Origin of the sequence: Streptomyces sp. NPDC050508 (assembly GCF_040655155.1) — a bacterium.
Taxonomy (GTDB): Bacteria; Actinomycetota; Actinomycetes; order Streptomycetales; family Streptomycetaceae; genus Streptomyces.
In genome coordinates this window covers 586,343-613,178 of sequence record NZ_JBFAJJ010000002.1, presented here as the reverse complement: position 1 = coordinate 613,178, position 26,836 = coordinate 586,343, and the positions used below count along the sequence as shown (strand labels likewise).

Sequence of the window (26,836 nt, the reverse complement as noted above, 5' to 3'; positions counted from 1 at the left end):
TCCGGTCGCGGGGTTCGGCCGCGGCGCGGGTGCGACCGATGATGCCGTGTAGCAGTGAGCGACGTTTCACGTGAAACACGATGCACAGCAGCCGACGCCGAACTGTCGCGACACTCCGGCATGCATAGGTTTGGCAGCTTGTGTGGAGTAAGTTTCGTCGTCAGGACGGATCAGAGACACGCCTCAAGCGCTAAGACCGACCCGTCTCAGCGCCGGGACGACCTCAACGACGCCGACGGGTACGGCCCGTACGAGCCGCCTTGGCCCGCTTGGCCGCGAAGCGCACTCCGCCGGGGCTCTCTCCCACCTCGACACGGACCACCGTGGACAGCGGATCGACGATGCCTTCGCCGACATGCAGGATGGACGTCCCCACGGCTCCGAGCTTGCTGAGCACGGTCGTCGCACTCTTGAGCTCCTCCTCGGCCGTGTCCCCCTTGAGGGCGAGCATCTCGCCGTACGGACGCAGCAGCGGGATGCCCCAGGTGGCCAGTCGCTCCAGCGGAGCCACGGCCCGGGCCGTCACCACATGGACCGGCTGCAGTGTGCCCATGACCTCCTCGGCACGCCCTCGTACGACGGTGACGTGGTCGAGGCCCAGGAGTTCGACGACTTCGGTGAGGAAGGTCGTACGGCGGAGCAGCGGTTCGAGCAGGGTGATCTTGATGTCCTCCCGGACCAGCGCCAGGGGGATGCCCGGGAGGCCGGCGCCGGAGCCGACATCGCAGACCGTCACTCCGTCCGGCACGACCTCTGAGAGGACCGCACAGTTCAGCAGGTGCCGTTCCCACAGGCGGGGCACCTCACGTGGGCCGATGAGACCACGCTGCACGCCCGCGTCGGCGAGCAGCTCGGCGTATCGGACCGCATCCTCGAAGCGATCACCGAACACCTCGCGCGCCTGCTCGGGCGCGGGGGGAAGCTCCGCTGCCTCCGTCACGGGGGACCGTCCTTCCGTACCGCAAAAGCGCACTGGGCGCTGACCACCAGAACTACAGGACTATCAGGCTGACAAAGTTCGGCCCCGTCTGCTCAACAGACGGGGCCGGTGGAACGTAGGGACCGATCAGGCGGGAAGCACGACGACGAAGCGCTGCGGCTCCTCGCCCTCCGACTCGCTGCGCAGTCCCGCGGCCTTGACCGCGTCGTGGACCACCTTGCGTTCGAACGGGGTCATCGGGTTCAGCTTCACCGGCTCGCCGGTGTTCTTCACGTCGGCCGCGGCCTTGGCGCCCAGCTCGGAGAGCTCGGTGCGCTTCTTGGCGCGGTAACCCGCGATGTCCAGCATCAGGCGGCTGCGGTCCCCGGTCTCCCGGTGCACGGCCAGGCGGGTGAGCTCCTGAAGTGCCTCCAGCACCTCACCGTCACGGCCGACGAGCTTCTGGAGGTCGCGGCCGCTGCTGTCGCTGATGATCGAGACAGCGGCGCGGTCGGCCTCGACATCCATGTCGATGTCGCCGTCGAGATCGGCGATGTCCAGCAGACCCTCAAGGTAGTCCGCCGCGATCTCGCCCTCCTGCTCCAGGCGGGACAGGGTGTCTGCACCCTCGGCAGCGGCGGAGGTGGTGGTGCCTTCCGTCACGGGATGGACTCCTTCTTACTTCTTGGACGGGGACTTGGGCCGCTGCGGACCCTTGCGCTGTCCGGACTGGGCCTTGCTGCGGGTACCGCCGGCGGGCTTCGGGGTCGGCTTCTTCGCAGCGGTGGCGGGCTTGGCGTCCTCGGGCTCGTCCGACTTGGTCAGCGAGGTCTTCGGCTCGGCGTCGTCGGCCGCGTGCTCGGCGCTGTCGTCGGCCGCCTTCGCGGCGGCGGACTGGCGCTGGGCCTTGGTCTGCCGCTTGGGCTGCTGACGCCTGGGAGTGGCGGCCGGGGTCGGCGTACCGTCCTCGGACTCCACAGCCGCGCTCTCACCCTTCGCCACGGTGCCGTCCTGCTGGGCCACGAGGCCCACCTTGGTGAGGCTGTTGATGAACTTGCGCTCGAACTCGTTACGGTCACGGCCCTTGGAGACGATCGCCTTGACGATGGCCTTCTCGCCGCGGCTGCGGGTCTTCTCGTGGTGCGTGACGTGCTTGGTGAGGCGCTCCAGGTAGGCGGCCTGGGCCTTGGAACCCGGGGTCGGGTTGTTGTGGATGACGTACATCTGCTGGCCCATGGTCCACACGTTGGTGGTCAGCCAGTAGACGAGGACACCGACGGGGAAGTTGATGCCGAAGATGGCGAACATGACGGGGAAGACGTACATCAGCATCTTCTGCTGCTGCATGAACGGCGTCTTCACCGTGGTGTCGACGTTCTTCGTCATGAGCTGGCGCTGCGTGTAGAACTGCGACGCCGACATCATCACGATCATGATCGCGGTGACGACCCGGACGTCGGTCAGCGTGGCACCGAGCGCCTCGACCTTGCTGCTGCCGTCCGTGAACTTCGCGGCCAGCGGGGCACCGAAGATGTGCGCCTTACGCGCGCTGGCGAGCAGCGAGTCGTTGATGACGCCGATCGTCGAGCCCGTCGCGATGCCGTTGAGCACGTGGTACAGGGCGAAGAAGAACGGGGACTGCGCCAGGATGGGAAGGCACGAGGAGAGCGGGTTGGTACCCGACTCCTTGTACAGCTTCATCATCTCTTCGGACTGACGCTGCTTGTCGTTCTTGTAGCGTTCCTGGATCTTCTTCATCTCGGGCTGCAGGGTCTGCATGGCCCGGGTCGCCTTGATCTGCTTCACGAAGAGCGGGATCAGACAGATGCGGATCAGGATCACCAGGGACACGATGGACAGGCCCCAGGCCCAGCCCGTGTCGGGACCGAAAACCTTCCCGTACACCGAGTGGAACTGGACGATGACCCAGGAAACGGGTGTCGTGATGAAGCTGAAAAGACTGGCAATCGTGTCCACTAATCATGCTCCTTGGGCATGGGACGGTGTCTCTGCGGCCGGGCTCGAAGGACTCAGCCCTTCAGTGGCCGTTTCGGCGGCGGAGGTCCCGCCCTTGTGTGCGCGCCATGTGCCCCGCAGCATCTCGTGCCACCGTGGACGCTTGCGCGGCGGGACATGGTCCACACCGCCGAGCGACCACGGATTGCACCGCAGGATGCGCCAGGCCGTGAGCGCGGTGCCCTTGATCGCGCCGTGCCGGTCGATGGCCGTATAGCCGTAGTGGGAGCACGACGGGTAGTACTTGCACACCGGACCCAGCAATGGACTGATCGTCCACTGGTACAGCTTGATCAGCGCCAGTAGTGGGTACTTCATCGCGCGCCCCCTCCCAGCAGCCGCTGAACGGCGGCATCCAGGTCTTGGGCCAGCTGTGCATGGTCGGCGTCGCCCGCTCCGGGCAGCGCTCGTACGACTACCAGGCTACCGGGGGGAAACAGGACGACTCGCTCGCGCATCAGATGGCGAAGTCTGCGCTTCACTTTGTTGCGCACCACAGCGCCGCCCACTGCCTTGCTGACGACGAAACCCGCACGCGTCGGGGGAGCGCTCTCCCCTGGCGCGTGCGGGTCCGTGGCACCGCTACGAAAGTGGACGACGAGAAGCGGGCGGCCGGCCCGGCGACCCCGTCGTACCGCGGTCGCGAAGTCTTCGCGCCGCCTCAGCCGATGCTCGGTAGGCAGCACGACGTCATGACCTGATCGGGATCAGGCGGACAGGCTGGCGCGACCCTTGCCACGACGGTTCGCGAGAATCGCGCGACCGGCACGGGTACGCATCCGCAGGCGGAAGCCGTGGGTCTTGGCACGACGACGGTTGTTCGGCTGGAAGGTGCGCTTGCTCACGAGGGGGCTCCAGAAATAAATCGGTGGTGGCGGGTGCCGTCCTGGCTGTCACCGTGCGCCCACGAGTAGCTCGCAGTAACGCCCGAGTGCACCGCTTCCCGATCACCTCGAAGCGATCTGTGCCCATCGGAGGCAGGCGGCAGCAGCCATCGACAACTCGACCTGGTCACGGTACGCGGGGCTACGCCATCCGGTCAAACCAGCGGTCACAGGGAGACACTATCCACAGGCTGGGGACAACAACTTGAACCGCACCCGTCGCCCTGACTACCGTGGCTGGACTCCGATTCGTTCCTTTGTCCCCCGCCCCAACACCTTTTTCCCGAGCGCCCCACCCGATGTACATCCCGTCCCGTCCGCGAACCACACGTTCGTGGGACCCGTGAGAGAGCGTGCCCTGTGGCTGACGTACCTGCCGATCTTGCCGCAGTGTGGCCACGAGTGCTGGAGCAACTTCTCGGTGAGGGGCGTGGGCAGGGTGTCGAGACCAAGGACGAGCACTGGATCCGGCGCTGCCAGCCCCTGGCACTCGTCGCCGACACTGCCTTGCTCGCCGTACCGAACGAATTTGCGAAGGGCGTGCTCGAAGGCCGCCTCGCGCCGATCGTCAGCGAGACGCTGAGCCGCGAGTGCGGCCGGCCGATCCGGATCGCGATCACGGTCGACGACTCCGCCGGCGAGCCCGCCGGACCGCCGGCACCCCCCGCCCAGCCCCAGCGCCGCTACGAAGAACCCGAGCAGAGCCGGGACCCGTACGAGAGCTACGGCCGTCACCGCGCCGAGCCGCTCCCGGGCGGCCCCGGCGACCAGCTGCCCACCGCCCGCCCCGCCTATCCGTCGGAGTACCAGCGCCCCGAGCCGGGCGCCTGGCCGCGGCCGTCGCAGGACGACTACGGCTGGCAGCAGCAACGGCTCGGCTTCCCGGAGCGGGACCCCTACGCGTCCCCGTCGCAGGACCAGTACGGACCGCCGTCCCAGGATCAGTACGGGGCACCGGCGAAGGACAAATACGGCCCGCCCCAGGACCCGTACCAGCCGCAGCAGGACCAGTACGCGCCGCCGACGCAGGACTACCGCCCGCAGTCGATGGAGCGTCCGTCGTACGAGCAGCAGCGCGCGGAGTACGAGCAGTCGCGGGCCGAGTACGAGCAGTCCCGCGCGGAGTACAACCAGCGCGACGCGCGCCGCGACCTGTCCGACTCGCACTCGCCCTCGAACTCCGGTCATGTGCACCGCGGCGGTCCGGGGTCGCCAGGACCACTGGGCTCGAAGCCCGCGCCGGCGGCGGGCCCGGGTGAGCCGACCGCGCGCCTGAACCCGAAGTACCTCTTCGACACGTTCGTCATCGGCGCCTCGAACCGCTTCGCGCACGCGGCCGCGGTCGCCGTCGCCGAGGCGCCCGCGAAGGCGTACAACCCCCTTTTCATCTATGGGGAGTCGGGGCTCGGCAAGACGCACCTGCTGCACGCGATCGGGCACTACGCGCGGAGCCTGTATCCCGGCACGCGCGTGCGGTACGTGAGTTCGGAGGAGTTCACCAACGAGTTCATCAACTCCATCCGCGACGGCAAGGGCGACAGCTTCCGCAAGCGGTACCGCGAGATGGACATCCTTCTTGTCGACGACATCCAGTTCCTCGCGGACAAGGAGTCGACGCAGGAGGAGTTCTTCCACACCTTCAACACGCTCCACAACGCCAACAAGCAGATCGTGCTGTCCTCCGACCGGCCGCCCAGGCAGCTGGTGACGCTGGAGGACCGGCTGCGGAACCGTTTCGAGTGGGGCCTGACCACCGACGTCCAGCCGCCCGAGCTGGAGACCCGTATCGCCATCCTTCGTAAGAAGGCGGTCCAGGAGCAGCTCAACGCCCCGCCGGAGGTGCTGGAGTTCATCGCGTCCCGGATCTCGCGGAACATCCGTGAGCTGGAGGGCGCGCTGATCCGGGTGACGGCGTTCGCGTCGCTCAACCGGCAGCCCGTCGACCTCGGTCTCACCGAGATCGTCCTCAAGGACCTGATCCCGGGCGGCGAGGACTCGACTCCGGAGATCACCGCGACCGCGATCATGGGAGCGACCGCCGACTACTTCGGCATCACGGTCGAGGACCTGTGCGGCAGTTCGCGCGGCCGTCAGCTGGTCACGGCCCGGCAGATCGCCATGTACGTGTGCCGCGAGCTGACCGACCTCTCCCTGCCGAAGATCGGCGCGCAGTTCGGTGGCCGCGACCACACGACGGTCATGCACGCCGACCGCAAGATCCGCGCGCTGATGGCCGAGCGCCGCTCGATCTACAACCAGGTCACCGAGCTGACCAACCGCATCAAGAACGGCTGACAGCAACGGAGTTACGACACCAGAGCTACGACACCGAAGGGCGCCCAGGGATCTCTCCCGGGGCGCCCTTCGGCTTGCCGGGAGGCGATCCACAGCCGTTCCTGGACCCGCTCTGGAGAGACTCAGGAGCCTCTTCGAAGCCGATCCTCAGCCCGTCCGGAGCCGATCCGGCAGCCGCTCGCCGTCGTTTCAAACCCACGGACCGACCACCCGCTGTTCGAATACCGGCCGGGTTACGGCCGTCCTCCACAGATTCGGCGACTTTCTTCCGTCCACATCCTGGGGACTGAGAAGTTGTCCAGATCGTGTCCACAGGCGCCGCGGGTGAGAGACCATCAGACCAGGTCAAGTGCTTGTGGATTCGTGGACAAAAGATATCCACAACCTGTGGACGAATCCTTGATCCCCAGCCTGTGGATCAAGTTGTCCACCGACAACCCACAGGCTGGGGCCGGTTGTCCCCAGCGATCTCCAGCTTCTCCACACCGCTGTCCACTGTTCGGCAATGCAACGCGCCACCTCACCGTGTCGAGTGAAAGGCGTCACACGAAGGTGCCGGGTTGGGCTGTGGGAAAGGTGGGTAAAGCTGGGGACGGTGCTGGGGAGAAGTGGCCCTCGGCTGTGCATGGGGTGTGCAGAACTTTCCGTTCTCCACAGAAACCCGAGGTTGTCCACCGCCGTCGCCCACAGGGTCGGTGGACAAAATTCCCGCCCTGAGCTGCGAAAACGCGGTTATCCACGGTATCCACAGCCCCTACTACTACTAGCAACTAGAGAGAGCTGGGAAACCGTTTCGAAGCGGGGCCTGTGCACAACTCGCGCTTCGTCGCCCGACGGTCCCTCGTCACGACTTGACCCCGATAGGCACCTACTGTCAGTGCCGTGCGTCAGACTGTTCCCCGATGTCCTTCCCCTCACCGGGACCGACGACACCGAGACAGACGACGAAGCCAGGCAGGCCGAGAAGCGCCGGCAACAGCAGGAGGCGGCAACAGTGAAGATCCGGGTGGAACGCGACGTACTCGCGGAGGCAGTGGCCTGGGCGGCACGCAGCCTCCCGGCCCGTCCGCCGGCGCCGGTCCTCGCCGGCCTCCTGCTGAAGTCCGAGGAGGGGCAGCTGAGCCTCTCCAGCTTCGACTACGAGGTCTCCGCGCGCGTGTCGGTCGACGCGGAGGTCGAGGAGGAGGGCACGGTCCTCGTCTCCGGCCGACTGCTCGCCGACATCTGCCGCGCCCTTCCCAACCGGCCGGTGGAGATTTCCACAGACGGTGTACGGGCGACGGTGGTCTGCGGCTCCTCGCGCTTCACGCTGCACACACTGCCTGTGGAGGAGTACCCGGCGCTGCCGCAGATGCCGGGCGCGACCGGCACCGTTCCCGGTGAGGTCTTCGCCTCGGCGGCCGCCCAGGTGGCCATCGCGGCCGGCCGTGACGACACGCTGCCCGTCCTCACCGGTGTGCGTATCGAGATCGAGGGCGACACGGTGACGCTGGCGTCCACCGACCGCTACCGCTTCGCGGTCCGTGAGTTCCTGTGGAAGCCGGAGAACCCGGAGGCGTCCGCGGTCGCCCTGGTGCCCGCCAAGACGCTCCTGGACACCGCCAAGGCCCTCACGAGCGGCGACAGCGTGATCCTGGCGCTGTCCGGCTCGGGCGCGGGCGAGGGGCTCATCGGCTTCGAGGGCGCCGGGCGCCGTACGACGACCCGTCTCCTGGAGGGCGACCTTCCGAAGTACCGCTCGCTGTTCCCGACGGAGTTCAACTCCATCGCCGTGATCGAGACCGCCCCCTTCGTGGAGGCCGTCAAGCGCGTGGCCCTGGTCGCCGAGCGCAACACGCCGGTGCGGCTGAGCTTCGAGCAGGGCGTGCTGATCCTGGAGGCCGGGTCCAGCGACGACGCACAGGCTGTGGAGCGCGTCGACGCGAACCTTGAGGGCGACGACGTGTCGATCGCCTTCAACCCGACGTTCCTGCTGGACGGCCTCAGCGCCATCGACTCCCCGGTGGCCCAGCTGTCCTTCACGACCTCCACCAAGCCCGCGCTGCTCAGCGGCAAGCCGGCCCTGGACGCCGAGGCGGACGAGGCCTACAAGTACCTGATCATGCCGGTGCGACTGAGCGGCTGATCCGTACCCGACGAGAACACCGCAGGTCGGGGCATACCGCCCGGTACTTCTGAGCGCGTATGCTCACAGGTGTGCATGACCGTCCGGGTTTAGGCTCGGACACAGGTACGCAAGTGCCTTCATGCCACGTCGCACCCTAAGGAACAACTGATGGAGCTCGGTCTCGTCGGCCTCGGCAAGATGGGTGGCAACATGCGCGAGCGCATCCGCCGCGCAGGCCACACCGTCATCGGATACGACCGCAACCCGGACCTCGCCGATGTCCACAGCCTGGGAGAGCTTGTGGGCAAGCTCAAGGGCCCGCGCGTCGTGTGGGTGATGGTCCCGGCCGGTGCCCCGACCCAGGCGACCGTCGACGAGCTGGCCGAGCTCCTGGAGCCCGGCGATGTCGTCGTGGACGGCGGCAACTCCCGCTGGACGGACGACGAGAAGCACGCCGAGGAGCTGGGTGCCAAGGGCATCGGCTTCGTCGACGCGGGCGTCTCCGGCGGCGTCTGGGGCCTCCAGAACGGCTACGCCCTGATGGTCGGCGGCGACCCCGAGGACATCGCGAAGGTCCAGCCCGTCTTCGACGCCCTCAAGCCCGAGGGCGAGTTCGGCTTCGTCCACGCCGGCAAGGTCGGCGCCGGGCACTTCTCGAAGATGGTCCACAACGGCATCGAGTACGCCATGATGCAGGCCTATGCCGAGGGCTGGGAGCTGCTGGAGAAGGTCGACTCGGTGACGGACGTCCGCGAGGTCTTCCGCTCCTGGCAGGAGGGCACCGTCATCCGCTCCTGGCTGCTCGACCTGGCCGTCAACGCCCTGGACGGCGACGAGCACCTCGACAAGCTCAAGGGCTACGCCGAGGACTCCGGCGAGGGCCGCTGGACCGTCGAGGCGGCCATCGACAACGCCGTGCCGCTGCCCGCGATCACGGCCTCCCTCTTCGCGCGGTTCGCGTCGCGCCAGGAGGACTCGCCGCAGATGAAGATGATCGCGGCGCTGCGCAACCAGTTCGGCGGCCACGCGGTCGAGACGAAGTAATCCACAGATCCACAGGCCGCGGCCCGTGGATCCACAACCTGGGGGAGGTCGGCGAACGACCATGCACGTCACGCATCTGTCGCTGGCCGACTTCCGCTCGTACGCCGGGGTCGACGTCCCGCTCGACCCCGGCGTCACCGCGTTCGTGGGCCCGAACGGGCAGGGCAAGACCAACCTCGTCGAGGCCATCGGCTATCTCGCCACCCTGGGCAGTCACCGCGTCTCCTCCGACGCCCCGCTGGTCCGCATGGGCGCCGACCGCGCGATCATCAGGGCGCAGGTCAGGCAGGGCGAGCGGCAGCAGCTGGTCGAGCTGGAGCTGAACCCCGGCCGCGCCAACCGCGCCCGCATCAACCGGTCCTCGCAGGTCAGACCCCGTGACGTGCTGGGCATCGTACGGACCGTGCTGTTCGCGCCCGAGGACCTCGCCCTGGTGAAGGGTGACCCCGGGGAGCGGCGGCGCTTCCTGGACGAGCTGATCACCGCGCGCTCTCCGCGCATGGCCGGGGTTCGTTCCGACTACGAGCGGGTGCTCAAGCAGCGCAACACCCTGCTGAAGTCGGCCGCGTTGGCACGGCGGCACGGTGGGCGGTCGATGGACCTGTCCACGCTCGACGTGTGGGATCAGCATCTCGCGCGCGTGGGGGCCGAGTTGCTGGCCCAGCGGCTCGATCTGATCGCCGCGGTGCAGCCCCTCGCCGACAAGGCGTACGAGCAACTCGCCCCCGGGGGCGGTCCGGTGGCCCTGGAGTACAAGCCGTCGGCGCCCGGTGAGGCACACACGCGTGAGGACCTCTACGAGCAGCTGATGGCGGCGATCGCGGAGGCGCGCAAGCAGGAGATCGAGCGGGGCGTCACCCTCGTAGGACCGCATCGGGACGATGTGATTCTCAAACTCGGTCAGTTGCCCGCGAAGGGGTACGCCTCGCACGGGGAGTCCTGGTCGTACGCGCTGGCGTTGCGGCTCGCGTCGTACGACCTGCTCAGGGCCGAGGGCAATGAGCCGGTGCTCGTGCTCGACGACGTCTTCGCCGAGCTGGACACGCGTCGCCGGGAGCGGCTGGCCGAGCTGGTGGCGCCCGGCGAGCAGGTGCTGGTGACGGCGGCGGTCGACGACGACGTACCGCATGTCCTGGCGGGGACGCGGTACAGCGTGGCGGAGGGGGCGGTGGAGCGCGTATGACGACGGACCAGCCCGCAGCCGATGAACCCGCGCCCAAGAAGGCCGCCGAGCCCTCCGGCGTCGACCTCGCGCGCGTGGCGCTGCGCGCCGCGAAGGAACAGGCACGCGCGCGTGGGGACGCGGCGCAGCAGAAGAAGCAGGCGCGGCGCGGGGGCCTGCGCTCCGGCGCGCGCGCCGACGGCCGCGACCCGATGGCTCTCGGCGCTGCGATCAACCGGCTGCTCACCGAGCGCGGCTGGGAGACACCGGCCGCGGTGGGCGGTGTGATGGGCCGTTGGCCGCAGATCGTCGGCGAGGACCTGGCCAACCACTGCGTACCGGAGAAGTACGACGAGGACGAGCGGGTCCTGATCGTGCGCTGCGATTCGACGGCCTGGGCGACGAACCTGCGCCTCCTCGCCCCGCAGCTGGTGGCCCGGCTGAACGAGGACCTCGGGCACGGCACGGTGCGGTTCCTCAAGGTGAACGGCCCCGGTGGGCCGCCCCGTCGCTACGGTCCCCTGCGCGCTCCCGGCAGCACGGGTCCCGGCGACACCTATGGGTGACTGACATCACAGCGCGGGCCCCGGCGGGTGACCGGACGCGGTTGCGAATACCGACCTGACCCTTGAGTAGCAAAGGGTTGACACCCGGAAGCGCTGAGTGCCTCCGTGAGCCTCTTTGAGCCCCGTTCCGCATATGGGGAGTCGGGAGAGACCGGTTGAGGGCGGCACATGCGGACTCAGGTACCGGCAAACCCCCATCCATGTCGGCGCTACCGGTAGACTGGAAGCAATCCCGCCCCACTTGTGGGACAGACACCGAGCAACGCTGACTAAGGCTTACCAACGCAACACGCCGCAGCCGCTCCGGCCACCAGCCTGAGCCTGGCTTGTGCTGTGCCAGAAAGGGCGCTTCGTGGCCGATTCCGGCAACCCCAACGAGAACATCCCCTCCACCGACGCCGGCGCCAACGGCGGGGCTCACTCCTCGAACGGCGAGGTCACCGCCTCGTACGACGCCAGCGCGATCACCGTCCTCGAAGGGCTGGACGCGGTCCGCAAGCGGCCCGGTATGTACATCGGCTCGACCGGTGAGCGCGGCCTGCACCACCTGGTGCAGGAGGTCGTCGACAACTCCGTCGACGAGGCGCTGGCCGGGCACGCGGACACGATCGACGTCACGATCCTCCACGACGGCGGCGTGCGCGTCATCGACAACGGCCGCGGCATCCCGGTGGGCATCGTCCCCTCCGAGGGCAAGCCCGCCGTCGAGGTCGTACTGACCGTGCTGCACGCGGGCGGCAAGTTCGGTGGCGGCGGCTACGCGGTCTCCGGCGGTCTGCACGGCGTGGGCGTCTCCGTCGTGAACGCCCTGTCGAGCCGGGTCTCCGTCGAGGTCAGGACCGACGGCCACCGCTGGACGCAGGACTACAAGCTGGGCGTCCCCACCGCCCCGCTCGCGCAGCACGAGGCCACGGACGAGACCGGCACCTCGGTCACCTTCTGGGCCGACCCGGACATCTTCGAGACCACCGAGTACTCCTTCGAGACGCTGTCGCGGCGCTTCCAGGAGATGGCGTTCCTCAACAAGGGTTTGACGATCAAACTCACTGACGAGCGCGAGCTGGCGAAGGCCACGGCCGGTGCCGACGAGGCGGGTGCGGACGAGAAGGACGAGGTCAAGACCGTCACGTACCACTACGAGGGCGGCATCGTCGACTACGTGACGTACCTCAACTCCCGCAAGGGAGACGTGGTGCACCCGACCGTCATCGACCTGGAGGCGGAGGACAAGGACAAGAGCCTGTCCCTTGAAGTCGCGATGCAGTGGAACAGTGGTTACAGCGAGGGTGTGTACTCCTTCGCCAACATCATCCACACGCATGAGGGCGGTACGCACGAAGAGGGCTTCCGGGCCGCGCTGACGTCGCTGATCAACAAGTACGCGCGCGACAAGAAGCTGCTCCGCGAGAAGGACGACAACCTCACGGGCGACGACATCCGCGAGGGCCTGACCGCGATCATCTCGGTGAAGCTGGCCGAGCCGCAGTTCGAGGGCCAGACCAAGACCAAGCTCGGCAACACCGAAGCGAAGACCTTCGTACAGAAGGCGGTCTACGAGCACCTCAACGACTGGCTCGACCGCAACCCGAACGAGGCCTCGGACATCATCCGCAAGGGCATCCAGGCGGCCACCGCGCGCGTGGCGGCCCGCAAGGCCCGTGACCTCACCCGTCGCAAGGGCCTCCTGGAGACCGCGTCCCTGCCGGGCAAGCTGTCCGACTGCCAGTCGAACGACCCCACCAAGTGCGAGATCTTCATCGTCGAGGGTGACTCCGCCGGCGGCTCGGCCAAGTCCGGCCGGAACCCGCAGTACCAGGCGATCCTTCCGATCCGAGGAAAGATCCTCAACGTCGAGAAGGCCAGGATCGACAAGATCCTGCAGAACCAGGAGATCCAGGCACTGATCTCCGCCTTCGGCACCGGAGTCCACGAGGACTTCGACATCGCCAGGCTGCGTTATCACAAGATCATCCTGATGGCGGACGCCGACGTCGACGGTCAGCACATCAGCACCCTGCTGCTGACCTTCCTGTTCCGCTTCATGCGGCCGCTGGTCGAGGCCGGGCACGTGTTCCTGTCGCGTCCCCCGCTGTACAAGATCAAGTGGGGTCGTGACGACTTCGAGTACGCGTACTCGGACCGCGAGCGCGACGCCCTGATCGAGCTGGGCCGGCAGAACGGCAAGCGCATCAAGGAAGACTCGATCCAGCGCTTCAAGGGTCTCGGCGAGATGAACGCCGAGGAGCTGCGCATCACCACGATGGACCAGGAGCACCGCGTCCTCGGCCAGGTCACCCTGGACGACGCCGCGCAGGCCGACGACCTGTTCTCGGTCCTCATGGGTGAGGACGTCGAGGCGCGCCGCCAGTTCATCCAGCGCAACGCCAAGGACGTCCGCTTCCTCGACATCTGAGTCGGTCTCAGCTGACCGCACCAGGAAGGATCTTCACCAGCAATGGCCGACGAGAACACTCCTAGTACGCCTGAAGAGGGCGTCATCGCTCAGCGTGTCGAGCCCGTAGGGCTTGAGACCGAGATGCAGCGCTCGTACCTCGACTACGCGATGTCCGTCATCGTGTCGCGAGCCCTGCCCGACGTCCGTGACGGCCTCAAGCCCGTCCACCGCCGCGTCCTGTACGCCATGTACGACGGCGGCTACCGGCCCGAGAAGGGCTTCTACAAGTGCGCCCGTGTCGTCGGCGACGTCATGGGCAACTACCACCCGCACGGCGACTCCTCGATCTACGACGCGCTGGTCCGCCTCGCGCAGCCGTGGTCGATGCGGATGCCGCTGGTGGACTCCAACGGCAACTTCGGCTCTCCGGGCAACGACCCCGCCGCCGCCATGCGCTACACCGAGTGCAAGCTGGCGCCGCTGTCCATGGAGATGGTCCGTGACATCGACGAGGAGACCGTCGACTTCACGGACAACTACGACGGCCGCTCCCAGGAGCCGACCGTCCTGCCGGCCCGCTTCCCGAACCTGCTGATCAACGGCTCGGCGGGCATCGCGGTCGGCATGGCCACCAACATCCCGCCGCACAACCTCCGTGAGGTCGCGGCGGGTGCCCAGTGGTGCCTGGAGAACCCCGAGGCCTCCCACGAGGAGCTCCTGGACGCGCTGATCGAGCGCATCAAGGGCCCCGACTTCCCGACCGGCGCCCTCGTCGTCGGCCGTAAGGGCATCGAAGAGGCGTACCGCACCGGTCGTGGCTCGATCACCATGCGCGCGGTCGTCGAGGTCGAGGAGATCCAGAACCGCCAGTGCCTGGTGGTCACCGAACTCCCCTACCAGACCAACCCCGACAACCTCGCGCAGAAGATCGCCGACCTGGTGAAGGACGGCAAGGTCGGCGGCATCGCGGACGTCCGCGACGAGACGTCGTCCCGTACCGGCCAGCGCCTCGTCATCGTCCTCAAGAGGGACGCAGTCGCCAAGGTCGTACTGAACAACCTCTACAAGCACACCGATCTGCAGTCGAACTTCAGCGCCAACATGCTGGCCCTGGTCGACGGTGTGCCGCGCACGCTCTCGCTCGACGCGTTCATCCGGCACTGGGTGGCGCACCAGATCGAGGTCATCGTCCGCCGGACGAAGTTCCGGCTGCGCAAGGCCGAGGAGCGGGCGCACATCCTGCGCGGCCTCCTGAAGGCCCTGGACGCCATCGACGAGGTCATCGCGCTGATCCGGCGCAGCGACACCGTCGACATCGCCCGCACGGGCTTGATGGCCCTCCTGGAGATCGACGAGATCCAGGCGAACGCCATCCTGGAGATGCAGCTGCGTCGACTGGCCGCCCTGGAGCGCCAGAAGATCATCCAGGAGCACGACGAACTCCAGGCGAAGATCGCCGAGTACAACGCGATCCTGGCCTCCCCGGTCCGCCAGCGTGGCATCGTCAGCGAGGAACTCGCCGCGATCGTCGAGAAGTTCGGCGACGACCGCAAGACGATGCTGGTGCCCTTCGACGGTGACATGTCCATCGAGGACCTCATCGCCGAAGAGGACATCGTCGTCACCATCTCGCGCGGCGGCTACGTCAAGCGCACCAAGGCCGACGACTACCGCTCCCAGAAGCGCGGCGGCAAGGGCGTACGCGGCACGAAGCTCAAGGAAGACGACATCGTCGACCACTTCTTCGTGTCGACCACCCACCACTGGCTGCTGTTCTTCACCAACAAGGGCCGCGTCTACCGCGCGAAGGCGTACGAACTCCCGGACGCCGGCCGTGACGCGCGCGGGCAGCACGTCGCGAACCTGCTGGCCTTCCAGCCGGACGAGGCCATCGCGGAGATCCTCGCGATCCGCGACTACGAAGCGGCGCCCTACCTGGTCCTCGCCACCAAGGGCGGCCTGGTCAAGAAGACGCCTCTGAAGGATTACGATTCGCCCCGTTCCGGCGGTGTCATCGCGATCAACCTCCGTGAGACGGAGGACGGTTCCGACGACGAACTGATCGGCGCCGAACTCGTCTCGTCCGAGGACGATCTGCTGCTGATCAGCAAGAAGGCACAGTCGATCAGGTTCACCGCCACGGACGACGCGCTGCGTCCCATGGGGCGTGCCACCTCCGGTGTCAAGGGCATGAGTTTCCGCGAGGGCGACCAGCTTCTCTCGATGAATGTTGTTCGACCCGGTACGTTCGTGTTCACTGCCACAGACGGCGGGTACGCGAAGCGCACCGCCGTCGACGAGTACCGCGTCCAGGGTCGCGGCGGCCTCGGTATCAAGGCCGCCAAGATCGTCGAGGACCGCGGTTCTCTCGTCGGCGCGCTGGTGGTCGAGGAGACCGACGAGATCCTCGCCATCACGCTGTCCGGCGGTGTGATTCGTACGCGAGTCAACGAGGTCAGGGAGACGGGCCGTGACACCATGGGCGTCCAACTGATCAACCTGGGCAAGCGCGATGCCGTCGTCGGTATCGCTCGTAACGCCGAGGCGGGATCCGAGGCGGAGGAAGTCGTCGGCGACGAAGCCGTCGACGAGACCACCGAGGGTGTCGCGACCACCGGCACGGACGAGGGTGACGCACCCTCGGTCGAGTAGCACGAGGAGAGAGTCATCGTGAGCGGAGCCACGGGCGCCGGATCGACCGGTACGGACACGGACGGCGGCGGCCGTGGCTCCGCCGCGAACACGACAGATCCGCACACGACCCAACTGCGTGCGATCGACGTGAAGAAGACGGACGCGCACTCGCCCGACTCGCATGGATCCCAGGGGGGAACTGTGACGGACACCCGAGGTCCGCAGACCCAGCAGCAGTCGGCCGGTGCGGGCCCGGCCGCGCCCGGTGCCAAGGCTCCGGCCCAGGGCCAGGCGCCGGCCCAGCCGGTCGCGCCGCCGCCTTCCCCGCTGCCGGGCGAGCGTCAGCCGCAGCAGGCCGCGGGGCCGTACCACCCGCCGCAGGCCTACCCCACGCAGGCACCGGCCGCCGCCCAGAGCGGTGCCGTACGGCGTCCGCGCACGGGCGCGCGCACCGCGCCGCGTACCCGCAAGGCGCGGCTGCGGGTGGCCAAGGCCGACCCGTGGTCGGTGATGAAGGTCAGCTTCCTGCTCTCCATCGCGCTGGGCATCTGCACGGTCGTGGCGTCCGCGGTGCTGTGGATGGTCATGGACGCGATGGGCGTCTTCTCGACGGTCGGCGGCACCATCTCGGAGGCGACCGGCTCGAACGAGTCGAACGGCTTCGACCTGCAGTCCTTCCTGTCCCTTCCGCACGTCCTGACGTTCTCGGGGATCATCGCGGTCATCGACGTCGTCCTCGCCACGGCTCTCGCGACGCTCGGCGCGTTCATCTACAACCTCTCCGCAGGTTTCGTCGGCGGCATCGAGCTGACGCTTGCCGAGGACGAGTGAGAAGTCGCGCGAACACGGGTTGAAACCCCTCCCGACGGTCCTGTGACTATCGATTTTGGGACTGCCCATGTCGTGCGCTAATCTTCAGGAGTCAGCGCGCGGGACATACTCCGCAGAGCGCGGCGGGGCTATAGCTCAGTTGGTTAGAGCGCATCCCTGATAAGGATGAGGCCACAGGTTCAAATCCTGTTAGCCCCACCAGTACGAAGACCCCCAACCGGTTGCGGTTGGGGGTCTTCGGCGTCTACGGCTGACACCAGCCACCAGCCACCAGCTATCAGCCGGGTCAACTGGCAACAGGAAGACCCCCGGCCACGACGGGCCGGGGGTCTTCGGGGGTCTTCTCTGGAGCGTTGTACGCAAGTTCGCCGCTGTGTCAGAGAGGTCGGGGCGTGAAGTAGGTGAGGAGGCGCGTCAGCGCTGGAGCGGTACCGCCGGCTCGGCGGAGTCCGGGGCCTCCAGGGCCTCCGTGGCCTCGTCCGTGTCCGCCGGCGGGCGGTGGCGGCAGCTGGGGGACTTGCCGTGGGCCTCGGCGCGGATGCGTTGCTTCATCGTGGGGGGCAGGGACCTGGTGAAGGACCACGGGGAGATCGCCGGTGTCGTCACCTGCGCGGTGGTGCTGGTGCTCGTCGCCTCGGACTGAGGAGTCGCGGCGGCGGCCGTCGCGGTGATCGTGATGAGTCCGAGCGTCGTGCACAGCGCCAGGAAGGCGGTGACGAAGGCGTTCCACAACTTCATGACCTTGATCTGGGTCATGGCCCCTCACTTTCAAGGTTGGGCGATTTGCGTACTTTCCTCATGATGTGTATGGAGGTCGCGAAGTGGTGGACCGACGGCCGTGGCGCGTCGATGTTCTGATGAACACCACTCGGATGGGTGCAAGTAGCCAGAAAACGGCGGAAGACGGGAGAAGCGAGGGTGAAGTGACCGTCCGTGGAGGTGTGATCACCCTCCGATCGGAGCGGTTCCGTCCGCTCCTACTGCGCTGTCCCGGGCGGGAGTTGGCCGCGGACGCAGGTCACCGATCGGTCTCGGTCGGTGTGTATAGTCGGGCGACAGAGGTCCCCTACGTCAAGGAAAGACGAGGTCGCGCGGTGAAGAAGCTTCTCCTGGTCGCACTGGCCGCCATCGGCGGGCTCCTCGTGTACCGCCAGATCCAGGCGGATCGCGCCGAGCAGGATCTGTGGACGGAGGCGACCGACTCCGTGCCCACGGGTTCGTGAGTACCGAGATCCAGTTCTGAGCACGCCCCGACCGCTTGGCGGTCGGGGCTTTGTGTTGCGCCCTCGCCCTCGTGCGGGTACGGCCGCCTCGACCCGGGCGTTTCGGACGCTCGTACGGATTGCCCGGATGCCACGCGCGCGTGCGGGGCAGGATGGGCCACGTCCGGAGCAACGACGAGGGGTGGCGCGTGATGGGGCGGCGTACGGCGTGGTGGCGGACGCGGGCACAGGGCGGTCGTACGCCCGTCGCTGGGGTCGTGCGACGTGTCGGTGTCCTCGTCGCGGTGCTGTGCGCGACGGCGGCCCTGACGGGGCAGCCCGCCACGGCGGCCGGGTCATCGAGCCCCTACGGCTACGGCACGGGTGACCAGGTCGTCGACGGAGCGACCAGCACGGCCGACGCCGAAGTCCTGAATCTCGGCGGGGCGTACAGGAGTTCCCTCGCGAAGGGCGCCAGGCTCTACTACGGCCTCGAACTCGACGGCACGTCCAACGCCTACGTCTCCGTGACCGCCGTGCCTCCGGCGGGCACCACGGTCGCCGCCACCGACGGCATCAGGGTGTCGATGCAGAACGCCACGGGCACCGCCTGCACCCACCAGAGCGCCACCTTCGGCGCGGACAGGAGCCCCCACCCCGTGGCCGCCTGGGCCGCGTGGGAGTCGGGCAAGGCCCTGTGCAAGGGCGGCGGCAAGTACTACGTACTCGTCGAGCGCGTCGACGCGTCGGGCTCCTCGCCCGACACCTGGGGCCTGGAACTCACCGCGGTGTCGGAACCTCCCCTGACACAGGCCGGCGTGACCGACGCGCCCCAGGACTGGGACTCGGCGTCGCCCGAAGCCGTCACGGGGGAGGCCCGGCACCGGGCGGGCGGCTCGGGCTTCGCCGGGGCGGTCGCCGTCGGACCGGGAGCGTGGCGGGACGACGTCGAGCCCGGGCGGACCCTCTTCTACAAGGTGCCGGTCGACTGGGGGCAGCAGCTCTCCGTCACCGCCGAACTGGGCGGTTCGAACGGCGGCAGCGGCTATGTGACCCGCGCGCTGGACCTGGCGCTCTACAACCCCGTGCGCGGCTCCGTCGACGAGGCAGGCCTCGGCTACCGGGGCACCCAGGACTCGGCCGCCCTGGAGGCCCTGCCGCCCGTCGAGTACCGCAACCGGTACTCCGTCGTCGAGCACGAGAACGGGATGCGCTTCGCCGGGTCGTACTACCTCGTCGTGCACCTCGCCGCGCAGCTGGCCGACAGCTTCGGCCAGGGACCGTTCCCGGTGACACTGCGCGTGCGCGTCGCCGGTACGGCGCACGCCGGTCCCGGGTACGTGGCGCAGTCCGCACCCCGGAACATCTTCGAGGTCACCTCACAGGACCGTGCGGCGGCGGTGACGGGGAGCGCCGGGGGAGGCGACACCGCGATGAAGGTGCTCGCGGCGGCCGGGATCGGCGCGGGCAGCGTGCTGCTGCTGACGCTCGGCGTGTGGACGGTGGCGGCGCGACGGCGGGCTTCGACGGCTGCGCTGTAGCTGCCGCCGCACGGCCTCTTGGACTGGCGGACCGGTCAGATGCGGGCCAGCGCCCAGAACCCCACGGCGTAGCAGGCCAGCGCGAGCAGCAGGACCGGGATCGTCACCCTCGCCGGCGGCCCGGGGCGGCGCCGGGCGCGCCTGCCCCGGTGCTGCGGAACCGGCGGCGCGGACGGTGGAACCTGCGGGACCTGAGCGGTGTATGAAGCAGTAGAGGGTTCGACGCGAGGCTGGGGGGAGGACAGGACATGCGTGCGGTCATGGGGGGAGTACACGGGCTGGTACTGACCGACTTGGTCTGCCTGGTCTGTCTGGCGTGCTTGGTCTGCCTGTTGTACCGGCGGAGCCAGTGGAGGTGGCAGGTGGAAGCTGCCGGTGTCCGACATCGGGGACGGCCGGGAGGTGATGCCCTGCCGTGGATCGAGGGACACGGAGTCAGTGCCGGGCCTGGCCGGGGCGGGCCTCCCGCCGCTGAGGCCGGTACCCGTGTCGTTCTCGGGTTCGGTCTTGGGCTTTGGCTTGGGCTTTGGCTTGGGCTTTGGCTCGGCTTCGAAAGACTTGGACGGCGAGGGAGACGGGGTCGCCCCGGTGTCCACCCCGGAAGCCCGCTTCAGCGGACCCTCGGGTGCGAACCCCGAAGGAAGTGGCCCCAGTTGATCGAAGATCTCGATCAACTCGTCGTCGGGGCCGGGCTCGGGCAGGAGTTCCCTGGCCGCTGCGAGCGCCTTGCGTGCGCCCGTGGCGGTGCGGAAGCGGGCCTGCGGGTCGGGCTGCAGCATCAGCGCCACGACCTGCCACAGCGCTTCGGGAATGCCCTTGGGCGCCCCCGGGGTCCCGTGCTCCGCGAAGTACTGGACAAGCGCCTTGGAGTCCGGCTTGGCCCCCTCCAGCAGATACAGCGCCACCAGTCCTACGGCGAACAGGTCGGCGGGGAAGTCCGGCTCCGCGCCCATCATCTGCTCGGGCGCGAGGTAACCGGGCGTGCCCACCACGAGGTTGGTCTCCGTCAGGCGCGCCTCGCCCAGCCGCATGGCGATGCCGAAGTCGGACAGGCGCAGTCGCGGGCGGGCCGTGCCGGTGGCTTCGAGGAGCAGGTTCGCGGGCTTGATGTCACGGTGCACGACGCCTTCCGCGTGCACCGCGGCGAGACCGGAGAGGAGCTGGTCGAGCAGCGTGCAGACGAACGCGGGGGGCAGTGGGCCGTAGTCCCCGATGAGATGGACGAGCGAACCGCCGGCCACCAGGTCCATGGTGAACAGGACCTTGTCGTCGTCGGCGGCCCAGCTGGCCGGTGCGAGTACATGGGGGTGGTCGATCCGCAGCGCCTGTTCCCGTACGAAGCGCAGCAGGGAGTGCGCGTCGCTCTGCTGCAGGACCTTGGCCGCCACATAGCGACGGCGGCGGTGGTCCCAGGCACGCCAGACCGCGCCGACACCTCCGCGCCCGATCGGGTCGGCCAGTTCGTACCGGCCGGCGAAGACCTCACCCATGGCTGTGCGTCGCTCCTCCCCCTTCGGCTACCCCCGTTGCTTCCCCCGAGACGAGCGATACGACTCCCCCTCACGGCACTTGTCCTCGCGGCACTGCCTCACGTCGCTTCCGGTGAGTGACACGACCCCCTCGTGCCTCTCGCCGACCGCGTGCCCGGCTGCCGAACCCCCGATCGGCGGCCGGGCCGTGGGGCTCAGCTCTGGTGGGACTGGTAGTGCGCGACCGCGTCCGAGGTGCGGCCGGCGCCGTACACCCGGAGGAACTCTGCCAGTTCCGGGTGGGTCGGGGCGAGAGTGTCCGCCGCGTCGATGATGTCGCCCGCGGCGGCCACCGAGCGCAGCAGTGACTGGATCTCGCGGACCACCCGCTTGACCGTGGGCGCTCCCGAGCTGCTCGTCGTGGTCGTGGTGTTGCTGAGCACCGAGCCCCCCTGGGACTTCTTGATCTCGTCCATGCGCTCGGTCGCCTCGGCCGCGCTCACGCTGCCGTCCGCGACCTGCCCCGCCAGGTCCTGCAGCAACTGCACCCGCTGCACCACGGCGGGATTGCCGATCTTCGCCCGCTGACCGCTCATCAGCTGGGACAACATCGGCGCGGACAGTCCCAACACCCCCGCGAGACGAGCCTGGTTGAGACCAAGATCGTCGATGAGCTTACGGAAGAGCGCCCCCAAAGGCTCCCCGTACCAATTCCGCTGCAGCTCCCGCGCTCTGGCGGTGGCTTCCTGCTGTGCGGCGTCCATTGCGTCTCCCCATCGCTTCCCCAAAACCGCGGTTCGCTCCAGCGAACCACGACGAGCATCTTACGGAGAGTGGTCGTTCACCGGGAGCCCTATCTTTTTGCGAGATACCGGGGGTGACCCGGTACTCTGTTCTCCGAAGCCCGCTGGTGTGTGGTTCTGCCGGTCGGATGCTTCTCTAGCGGGGCCTTAGCTCAGTTGGTAGAGCGCTGTCTTTGCATGGCAGATGTCAGGGGTTCGACTCCCCTAGGCTCCACTTACGATGACCCCTCTGAACTGCGGAAACGTGGTCGGAGGGGTTCTTTCGTCCCGGGTTTCCGTGCTGACGTGTCAGCGTGGTGGTGGTGCTGGCGAACAGCTGTGTTGGGCCGTTTTGCGGGGCTTCCGGGTGGTGTGTCTCGCCTGATGGATCCCCTGGTTACCTCGTAGTTACGGTGCGTGACGACATGGCTGAGCGCGAAGCGCATGCCGAACAACTGGAGCGCGGGGTCTACCTCGGTCTGCGTGAGGGCAACCTCGACCCGCAGCAAGTCGTCGCCCTCGCCTGCGAACTGCTCGACTGGTTCCACTGCACCGACGCCATCCTGGAGGTCGTGGAGCGGAACCCGGCCGACGTGTCGCCGGCGGAGATGACCGCCCTGGCCCGGCGCATCCTGGACGACGTGGACTTCGAACCCGGCTTCGACCTCGCACCCGAGCGTTTGGAGACGTTGCGTGCCGCGTTGCGGGTCATGGCCCGCGACCTGACCACGCGTGGGATCGAGGGTGAACCGGAGATCGAGGTCCTGGAGGACTGGTTCCCGGTGGGAGCCGGTGTCCGCCTCGCCGACGGCGTACGGCTCAACTGGGGCGGCCCCATCCTGCCGAACATGTGCGACGACCCGGCCGTCGCACTGACCAGCCTGGCGGTCATGACCCAGGAGAGCCTGCTCGAACGGACCTGGCGGGTCTGGCCGGTGTGCCCCCGACATGAGCTCGGCGTCCACGGCTCGGAGCGGAACGGCACGGCCGTGTGGTGGTGCGCGGGCGAGGGCGGGCACGTGCTCGCGCCGGTCGGTGAACTCTCGCGCGTACTCGGCTGACGTCGCCGTACGGGGGAACCGACGTTCCCTCTGCTCTGTTCCTCTGCGGCCCTGGGGAACGTGGTGGGTGATGGACCGAGGTCCGGGAAAGCGCCCCTCGGTACTCCCCAACACCACTGGAAAGTCCGTCAGTTGACCGGCTGCACCATGACAAGGGACACGATCGGTGCCGTCCCGGCGCGGCATTGAGTCATATGCACTTGGAATCAACCGGTCGGCCGTGTCCTGGGTCGTCGGGCAGGCCCGCCCGGAGGGGCGGGAGGGGTGCGCCGAGCGTCCCGATGCCGACCTCACCAGCGCAGGGTCGTGATGCGGCAGCCCCATAAGTCACCCGAAGCGACATGGTTTCCCTCCGTTCCGTCCGCTTCCGTCGGGGAGTGGGTCGGACGTGCAAGTTCTTCGCTTGGGCAAATCGTGAGTGATGTCGAGTCCGGGGGTGAACATTGGAGGTTGACGTTATGTTCGCCACATAGCTCCCAAAGTGCCTACTGTTCACACCCGCGTTCGATAATGCTGGTGCTGCTTTCTGTGTGGAACCCGTGAAGACTGGACAGTAACTGTCGAACGCTTGAGTGGAGTCCACTGTGATCGACCTGCGGGTACTGGGACCGGTACGGGCATTGGTCGGTGGGAGCGATCTGGACATCGGACACGCGCGGCAACGCTGCCTGCTGGCTGTGTTGTTGGTGGACGTGAACAACGTGGTGCCCAGTGATCGGCTCGCGGAATTCGTCTGGGGCGAGCGGCCGCCGCAGCAGGCACGCAACGCACTCGCCGGCTACGCGACGCGGTTGCGCAAGGTCATGGCCGCCGCACCCGGGCGACCGGCCCTGTTGTCGCAGGCCAGCGGATATGTGCTGCGGGTCGATCCGTCGGCTGTGGACCTGTACCGGTTCCGGGACCTGACCTCCCGGGCCGCCGTGGTACGGGACGACGAGGAGCGCTGCGAGCTGCTGCGGTCCGCGCTGGCAGAGTGGTCGGGGACCGCGCTCGGTGACCTGTGGGGCACGCGCGTCGAGTCGCTGAGCACGACCCTGGACAGCGAGCGGCAGACCGCCCTGCTGGACTTCTTCGACACGCAGCTGAGGCTCGGCCGGCCGCACGAGATCCTCACGCAGCTCCAGTGGATGACCGAGGAGCGGCCCTACGACGAGGAGTTGGCGCTCCGGCTGGTGCTGGCCCACCGGGACAGCGGAAACCTGGCCGCGGCGCTGCGGACGTACGAGCAGGCCAGGGAGCGGTTGGCCCGTGACCTCTCGACGCGGCCCGGAGAGGCGCTGCGCGGGGCGGGCGAGCGGCTGCTGAACACCGAGCGGTCACTCGGCGACGGGAGGGACGGGAGCAGCGCGGTCTCCGTCGTCACGCGGGCCCGTGACCGGCTCCAGGTGCCCCGCAGTACCGGGTACTTCGCGGGCCGTGAGCGAGAACTGCTGGAACTGGACGCGCTGTTGACGCCGGCGAGCTCTCCGGCGGGGCCCACGGCTCAGCACAGCAGCAATCTCGCCGTGATCAGCGGTATGGCCGGTGTCGGCAAGACGACGATGGCGCTGCGGTGGGCGCAGCGGGGTGGTCCGTCGTTCCCCGACGGGCAGTTCTTCGTGGCGCTGCGTGGGCACGAGCAGCATCTGCCGCCCCTCGAACCGACCGAGATACTCGCTCAGGTGCTGCTCGCGCTGGGGCTGCCGGCCGCCGACATACCGTACGGGCTCGATGAACGGGCCGCGCTGTACCGGACGTTGCTGGTCGGGCGGCGGGTGCTGATGGTCCTGGACGACGCGGCGGGACCCGACCAGGTGCGCCACCTGCTGCCCCCGAGTGTCGACGGCAGCGCGGTCGTGGTGACCTGCCGGGAGCGGATGCCGGAGCTGAGCGCGACCTACTTCGCCGGCGAGGTGCTGCTGGACACGCTGGACGACGAGTCGGCGCTAGCCCTGCTGGCCTCGCTGGTCGGCAGGGACCGGGTGGAGCAGGAGCCGGAGGCGGCGGCCGGGATCGTCCGGGCCTCGGGGCTGCTGCCGTTGACCGTGCGGCTCAGCGGTGCCTATGCCGCGAGCCATCCCGAAGAGCCTCTGGAGGAGGTGCTCGCGCGGATTCCGGCCGTGGACAGCGCGGACGCGCACGGTGCGATCAACCAGGCGCTGGGCCTGTCGTACGGCAAGCTCGGAGCGGATCTGCGGCAGCTGTTCAGGCAGCTGGGCGTCATTCCGGGCACCGAGTTCGGGCGGGACACGGTGGCGGCGTTGACGGACGGCTCGTTCGCCCTGCTGGAGGAGCGGATCGGGGCGCTGATGCGGGCCAACCTGCTGTCCGAGTGCGCGCCGCGCCGCTACCGGATGCACGACATGGTCAAGGAGTACGCGGCGGGGCGCGCGGGCGAGGAGGACCCGGGGGAGGTGCACCGGGACGTCCTGCTGCGGCTGCTGGAGTGGTACCGGCAGTCGGTGGAACGGGCCAGCAGCGCCAGCGGTATTCAGATATCGGGGGTGCACCGCGGGGAGAACGCGGCCTCTCCCGATCCGGCCGGGCGGTCCGGCGGCGAGGCCGGCGAAGTCGTCGGGATGGCCTGGCTGGACCAGGAGAAGGCCAATCTCTGCGCGGCCATCAAGCTCGCCGCCGAACGCGGGCTGGGCCCGGCGAGCTGGCGGCTGGCCGACGCGATGCTCGGCTTCATCCGGCTGCATCCGGGCGGCGACGACTGGTCGGCGGCCGTGGAGGCGGCGCAGAGCGCGGCGGCCAAGTCGGAGAACCTGCGGGCGAACACGGCGATGCTGCTCAACCTCGCGGACTCGCGGTACCGGGAGGGCCGTTACTCCAGCGAGCAGCGGTTGGGCAGGGAGGCGCTCACCGTCAGCCGGGACGCGTCGTGGCGGGCCGGGGAGGCGCTCTCGCTGGCGGTCCTCGGCCGGTCGTACTGGTCGGTCGGGATGATCGGGCTCGCGAACCGGTACATGCGCGCCGCGCTGCACATCCACGAGAGCCTCGGCGACCTGGCCGGGCAGGCCAACGCCCTGGGGCGGCTGGCGCGCAACGCCTATGACACGGGTGACCTGGTGTCAGCCCTGAGCGACTACCGCAGTTCGCTGAGGCTGGCGGAACGGGTGGACTCCCGGTTCGGACAGGTCCGGCTGCCCGCCTACATCGCGCTGACCCTGCGCAAGCTGGGGCAGTACGGCGAGGCCGACCAGTGGTGCGAACTGGCCATCAGGTCGAGCCGCGACATGGATTTCCACGAGGGCGTGGCCATCGCGCTGACCTGCCGGGCGGCGCTCTTCAGCGACCTGGGGGAGCACGCCCGGGCGGTGGCCTCCGCACGCGAGGCGCATGTCGCCATCCCGCACCTGTCGGACCCCCGTATCGAGGCGGACTGCCTGATCCGGCTGGGCGCGGTCGAGGCCGCGGCCGAGCACACGGACGTGGCCATGCGCAGCCTCGGCAAGGCGTTGCTGCTCGCGGAGCAGATCCACTACCGGCAGGCGGTGGCCCGCGCCCAGGCCGAGCGGGCGGCCACGTACATCCGGCTGGGCCTGTACGAGGAGGCGCTGGCGGCCTGCCGAAGTACCCGGCAGGCCCTCCACGGGGGTCATATGAACCTGGTCACCGCGCAGTTGCTGGTCCTGGAGGCGGACTGCGCACTGGCTTCCGGGCGGTACGAGGCCGCCTCCGCCGGTTACCGCCGGGCTTCCGCGCTGTACCGGGTGGCGGGTCACCGTCTGGGTGAGCTGCGGACCCTGCTGTCCTGGGGCCGTGTCGCCGGTACCGCGCCGGGCCACGGCTGCCCCGAACGGCTCTGGCGCCGGGCACTGCGCCTGGCCGGGCCTCTCGCGGTACCGGAGGCCGACACCCTGCGGACCTTGCTGGGCACGGCGGCCCGCTGACGCGCGGGCGTCAGCAGCCCCGGCGGGGCTTGCCCGGGCAAGCCCCGCCCGCT

The 26,836-nt window shown here is 68.6% G+C and carries 21 protein-coding genes and 2 tRNA genes; 14 read left to right on the top strand and 9 right to left on the bottom strand.

Annotation, left to right across the window (positions count from 1 at the left end):
• Nucleotides 1–223 precede the first annotated feature (223 nt).
• From rsmG to rpmH, 6 genes are all read right to left on the bottom strand, one after another.
• Nucleotides 224–940, bottom strand: coding sequence for a 16S rRNA (guanine(527)-N(7))-methyltransferase RsmG (rsmG, locus tag AB0I69_RS07995; protein ID WP_363094711.1), 717 nt, complete (start codon nucleotides 938–940; stop codon nucleotides 224–226).
• Nucleotides 941–1,066: 126 nt separating this feature from the next.
• Nucleotides 1,067–1,582 carry a R3H domain-containing nucleic acid-binding protein gene (locus AB0I69_RS07990; RefSeq protein WP_363094710.1) on the bottom strand — a complete coding sequence of 172 codons (516 nt, stop codon included), beginning with the start codon at nucleotides 1,580–1,582 and terminating at the stop codon, nucleotides 1,067–1,069.
• Nucleotides 1,583–1,597: 15 nt separating this feature from the next.
• Nucleotides 1,598–2,896, bottom strand: a complete 1,299-nt coding sequence (gene yidC / locus AB0I69_RS07985; protein WP_363094709.1) for a membrane protein insertase YidC — start codon at nucleotides 2,894–2,896, stop codon at nucleotides 1,598–1,600.
• 3 nt (nucleotides 2,897–2,899) lie between these two features.
• Nucleotides 2,900–3,253 (bottom strand): membrane protein insertion efficiency factor YidD, encoded by a 354-nt coding sequence (gene yidD, locus AB0I69_RS07980; RefSeq protein WP_363094708.1) that lies wholly within the window; start codon nucleotides 3,251–3,253, stop codon nucleotides 2,900–2,902.
• Entirely contained in the window at nucleotides 3,250–3,621 is a 372-nt protein-coding gene (gene rnpA / locus AB0I69_RS07975; protein WP_363094707.1) for a ribonuclease P protein component, read from the bottom strand. The genes yidD and rnpA overlap by 4 nt, the downstream gene beginning before the upstream one ends.
• Before the next feature lie 21 nt (nucleotides 3,622–3,642).
• Entirely contained in the window at nucleotides 3,643–3,780 is a 138-nt protein-coding gene (rpmH, locus tag AB0I69_RS07970) for a 50S ribosomal protein L34 (protein ID WP_006381191.1), read from the bottom strand.
• A gap of 399 nt (nucleotides 3,781–4,179) precedes the next feature.
• On the opposite strand from rpmH, the gene dnaA reads away from it, so the two are divergent.
• The 9 genes from dnaA (at nucleotide 4,180) to AB0I69_RS07925 (ending at nucleotide 17,054) form a co-directional block, all read left to right on the top strand.
• Nucleotides 4,180–6,114, top strand: coding sequence for a chromosomal replication initiator protein DnaA (gene dnaA / locus AB0I69_RS07965; RefSeq protein ID WP_363094706.1), 1,935 nt, complete (start codon nucleotides 4,180–4,182; stop codon nucleotides 6,112–6,114).
• 994 nt (nucleotides 6,115–7,108) lie between these two features.
• The gene (dnaN, locus tag AB0I69_RS07960) at nucleotides 7,109–8,239 is read left to right on the top strand and encodes a DNA polymerase III subunit beta (RefSeq protein ID WP_019073352.1); all 1,131 of its coding nucleotides are present in this window, start codon (nucleotides 7,109–7,111) and stop codon (nucleotides 8,237–8,239) included.
• A 150-nt stretch (nucleotides 8,240–8,389) separates the two neighbouring features.
• A complete protein-coding gene (gene gnd / locus AB0I69_RS07955) occupies nucleotides 8,390–9,265 on the top strand; it encodes a phosphogluconate dehydrogenase (NAD(+)-dependent, decarboxylating) (protein WP_363094705.1) in 876 nt (291 codons plus the stop codon).
• Between the two features lie 61 nt (nucleotides 9,266–9,326).
• Complete coding sequence (gene recF, locus AB0I69_RS07950) at nucleotides 9,327–10,448, top strand: DNA replication/repair protein RecF (protein ID WP_363094704.1); 1,122 nt, start codon at nucleotides 9,327–9,329, stop codon at nucleotides 10,446–10,448.
• On the top strand, nucleotides 10,445–10,993 hold the full coding sequence (locus AB0I69_RS07945; protein ID WP_363094703.1) for a DciA family protein: 549 nt from the start codon (nucleotides 10,445–10,447) through the stop codon (nucleotides 10,991–10,993). Before recF ends, AB0I69_RS07945 begins: the two co-directional genes overlap by 4 nt.
• A gap of 352 nt (nucleotides 10,994–11,345) precedes the next feature.
• A complete protein-coding gene (gene gyrB, locus AB0I69_RS07940; RefSeq protein ID WP_363094702.1) occupies nucleotides 11,346–13,406 on the top strand; it encodes a DNA topoisomerase (ATP-hydrolyzing) subunit B in 2,061 nt (686 codons plus the stop codon).
• Between the two features lie 42 nt (nucleotides 13,407–13,448).
• Nucleotides 13,449–16,040, top strand: coding sequence for a DNA gyrase subunit A (gene gyrA, locus AB0I69_RS07935; protein ID WP_363094701.1), 2,592 nt, complete (start codon nucleotides 13,449–13,451; stop codon nucleotides 16,038–16,040).
• 18 nt (nucleotides 16,041–16,058) lie between these two features.
• Nucleotides 16,059–16,853 carry a DUF3566 domain-containing protein gene (locus tag AB0I69_RS07930; RefSeq protein WP_363094700.1) on the top strand — a complete coding sequence of 265 codons (795 nt, stop codon included), beginning with the start codon at nucleotides 16,059–16,061 and terminating at the stop codon, nucleotides 16,851–16,853.
• Between the two features lie 124 nt (nucleotides 16,854–16,977).
• Nucleotides 16,978–17,054 (top strand) — tRNA-Ile (locus tag AB0I69_RS07925).
• Between the two features lie 213 nt (nucleotides 17,055–17,267).
• Here AB0I69_RS07925 and AB0I69_RS07920 read toward each other — a convergent pair.
• A complete protein-coding gene (locus AB0I69_RS07920; protein ID WP_363094699.1) occupies nucleotides 17,268–17,609 on the bottom strand; it encodes a DUF6344 domain-containing protein in 342 nt (113 codons plus the stop codon).
• 338 nt (nucleotides 17,610–17,947) lie between these two features.
• Here AB0I69_RS07920 and AB0I69_RS07915 point away from each other — a divergent pair, with 338 nt between their 5' ends.
• Together AB0I69_RS07915 and AB0I69_RS07910 are read left to right on the top strand one after the other, a co-directional pair.
• Nucleotides 17,948–18,076: a DLW-39 family protein gene (locus AB0I69_RS07915; protein WP_003999697.1), complete on the top strand. Its 129-nt coding sequence runs from the start codon at nucleotides 17,948–17,950 to the stop codon at nucleotides 18,074–18,076.
• Nucleotides 18,077–18,333: 257 nt separating this feature from the next.
• Entirely contained in the window at nucleotides 18,334–19,596 is a 1,263-nt protein-coding gene (locus AB0I69_RS07910; RefSeq protein WP_363094698.1) for a hypothetical protein, read from the top strand.
• A 35-nt stretch (nucleotides 19,597–19,631) separates the two neighbouring features.
• Here AB0I69_RS07910 and AB0I69_RS07905 read toward each other — a convergent pair whose 3' ends face one another.
• Together AB0I69_RS07905 and AB0I69_RS07900 are read right to left on the bottom strand one after the other, a co-directional pair.
• Nucleotides 19,632–21,086 (bottom strand): protein kinase, encoded by a 1,455-nt coding sequence (locus AB0I69_RS07905; protein WP_363094697.1) that lies wholly within the window; start codon nucleotides 21,084–21,086, stop codon nucleotides 19,632–19,634.
• A 194-nt stretch (nucleotides 21,087–21,280) separates the two neighbouring features.
• Nucleotides 21,281–21,829 (bottom strand): DNA-binding protein, encoded by a 549-nt coding sequence (locus tag AB0I69_RS07900; protein WP_019055167.1) that lies wholly within the window; start codon nucleotides 21,827–21,829, stop codon nucleotides 21,281–21,283.
• Between the two features lie 180 nt (nucleotides 21,830–22,009).
• On the opposite strand from AB0I69_RS07900, the gene AB0I69_RS07895 reads away from it, so the two are divergent.
• From AB0I69_RS07895 to AB0I69_RS07885, 3 genes are all read left to right on the top strand, one after another.
• Nucleotides 22,010–22,082: transfer RNA gene (locus AB0I69_RS07895), tRNA-Ala, on the top strand.
• A gap of 190 nt (nucleotides 22,083–22,272) precedes the next feature.
• A complete protein-coding gene (locus AB0I69_RS07890; protein WP_363094696.1) occupies nucleotides 22,273–22,908 on the top strand; it encodes a hypothetical protein in 636 nt (211 codons plus the stop codon).
• A gap of 584 nt (nucleotides 22,909–23,492) precedes the next feature.
• Nucleotides 23,493–26,783: a BTAD domain-containing putative transcriptional regulator gene (locus AB0I69_RS07885; protein ID WP_363094695.1), complete on the top strand. Its 3,291-nt coding sequence runs from the start codon at nucleotides 23,493–23,495 to the stop codon at nucleotides 26,781–26,783.
• The last annotated feature ends 53 nt before the right edge of the window (nucleotides 26,784–26,836 follow it).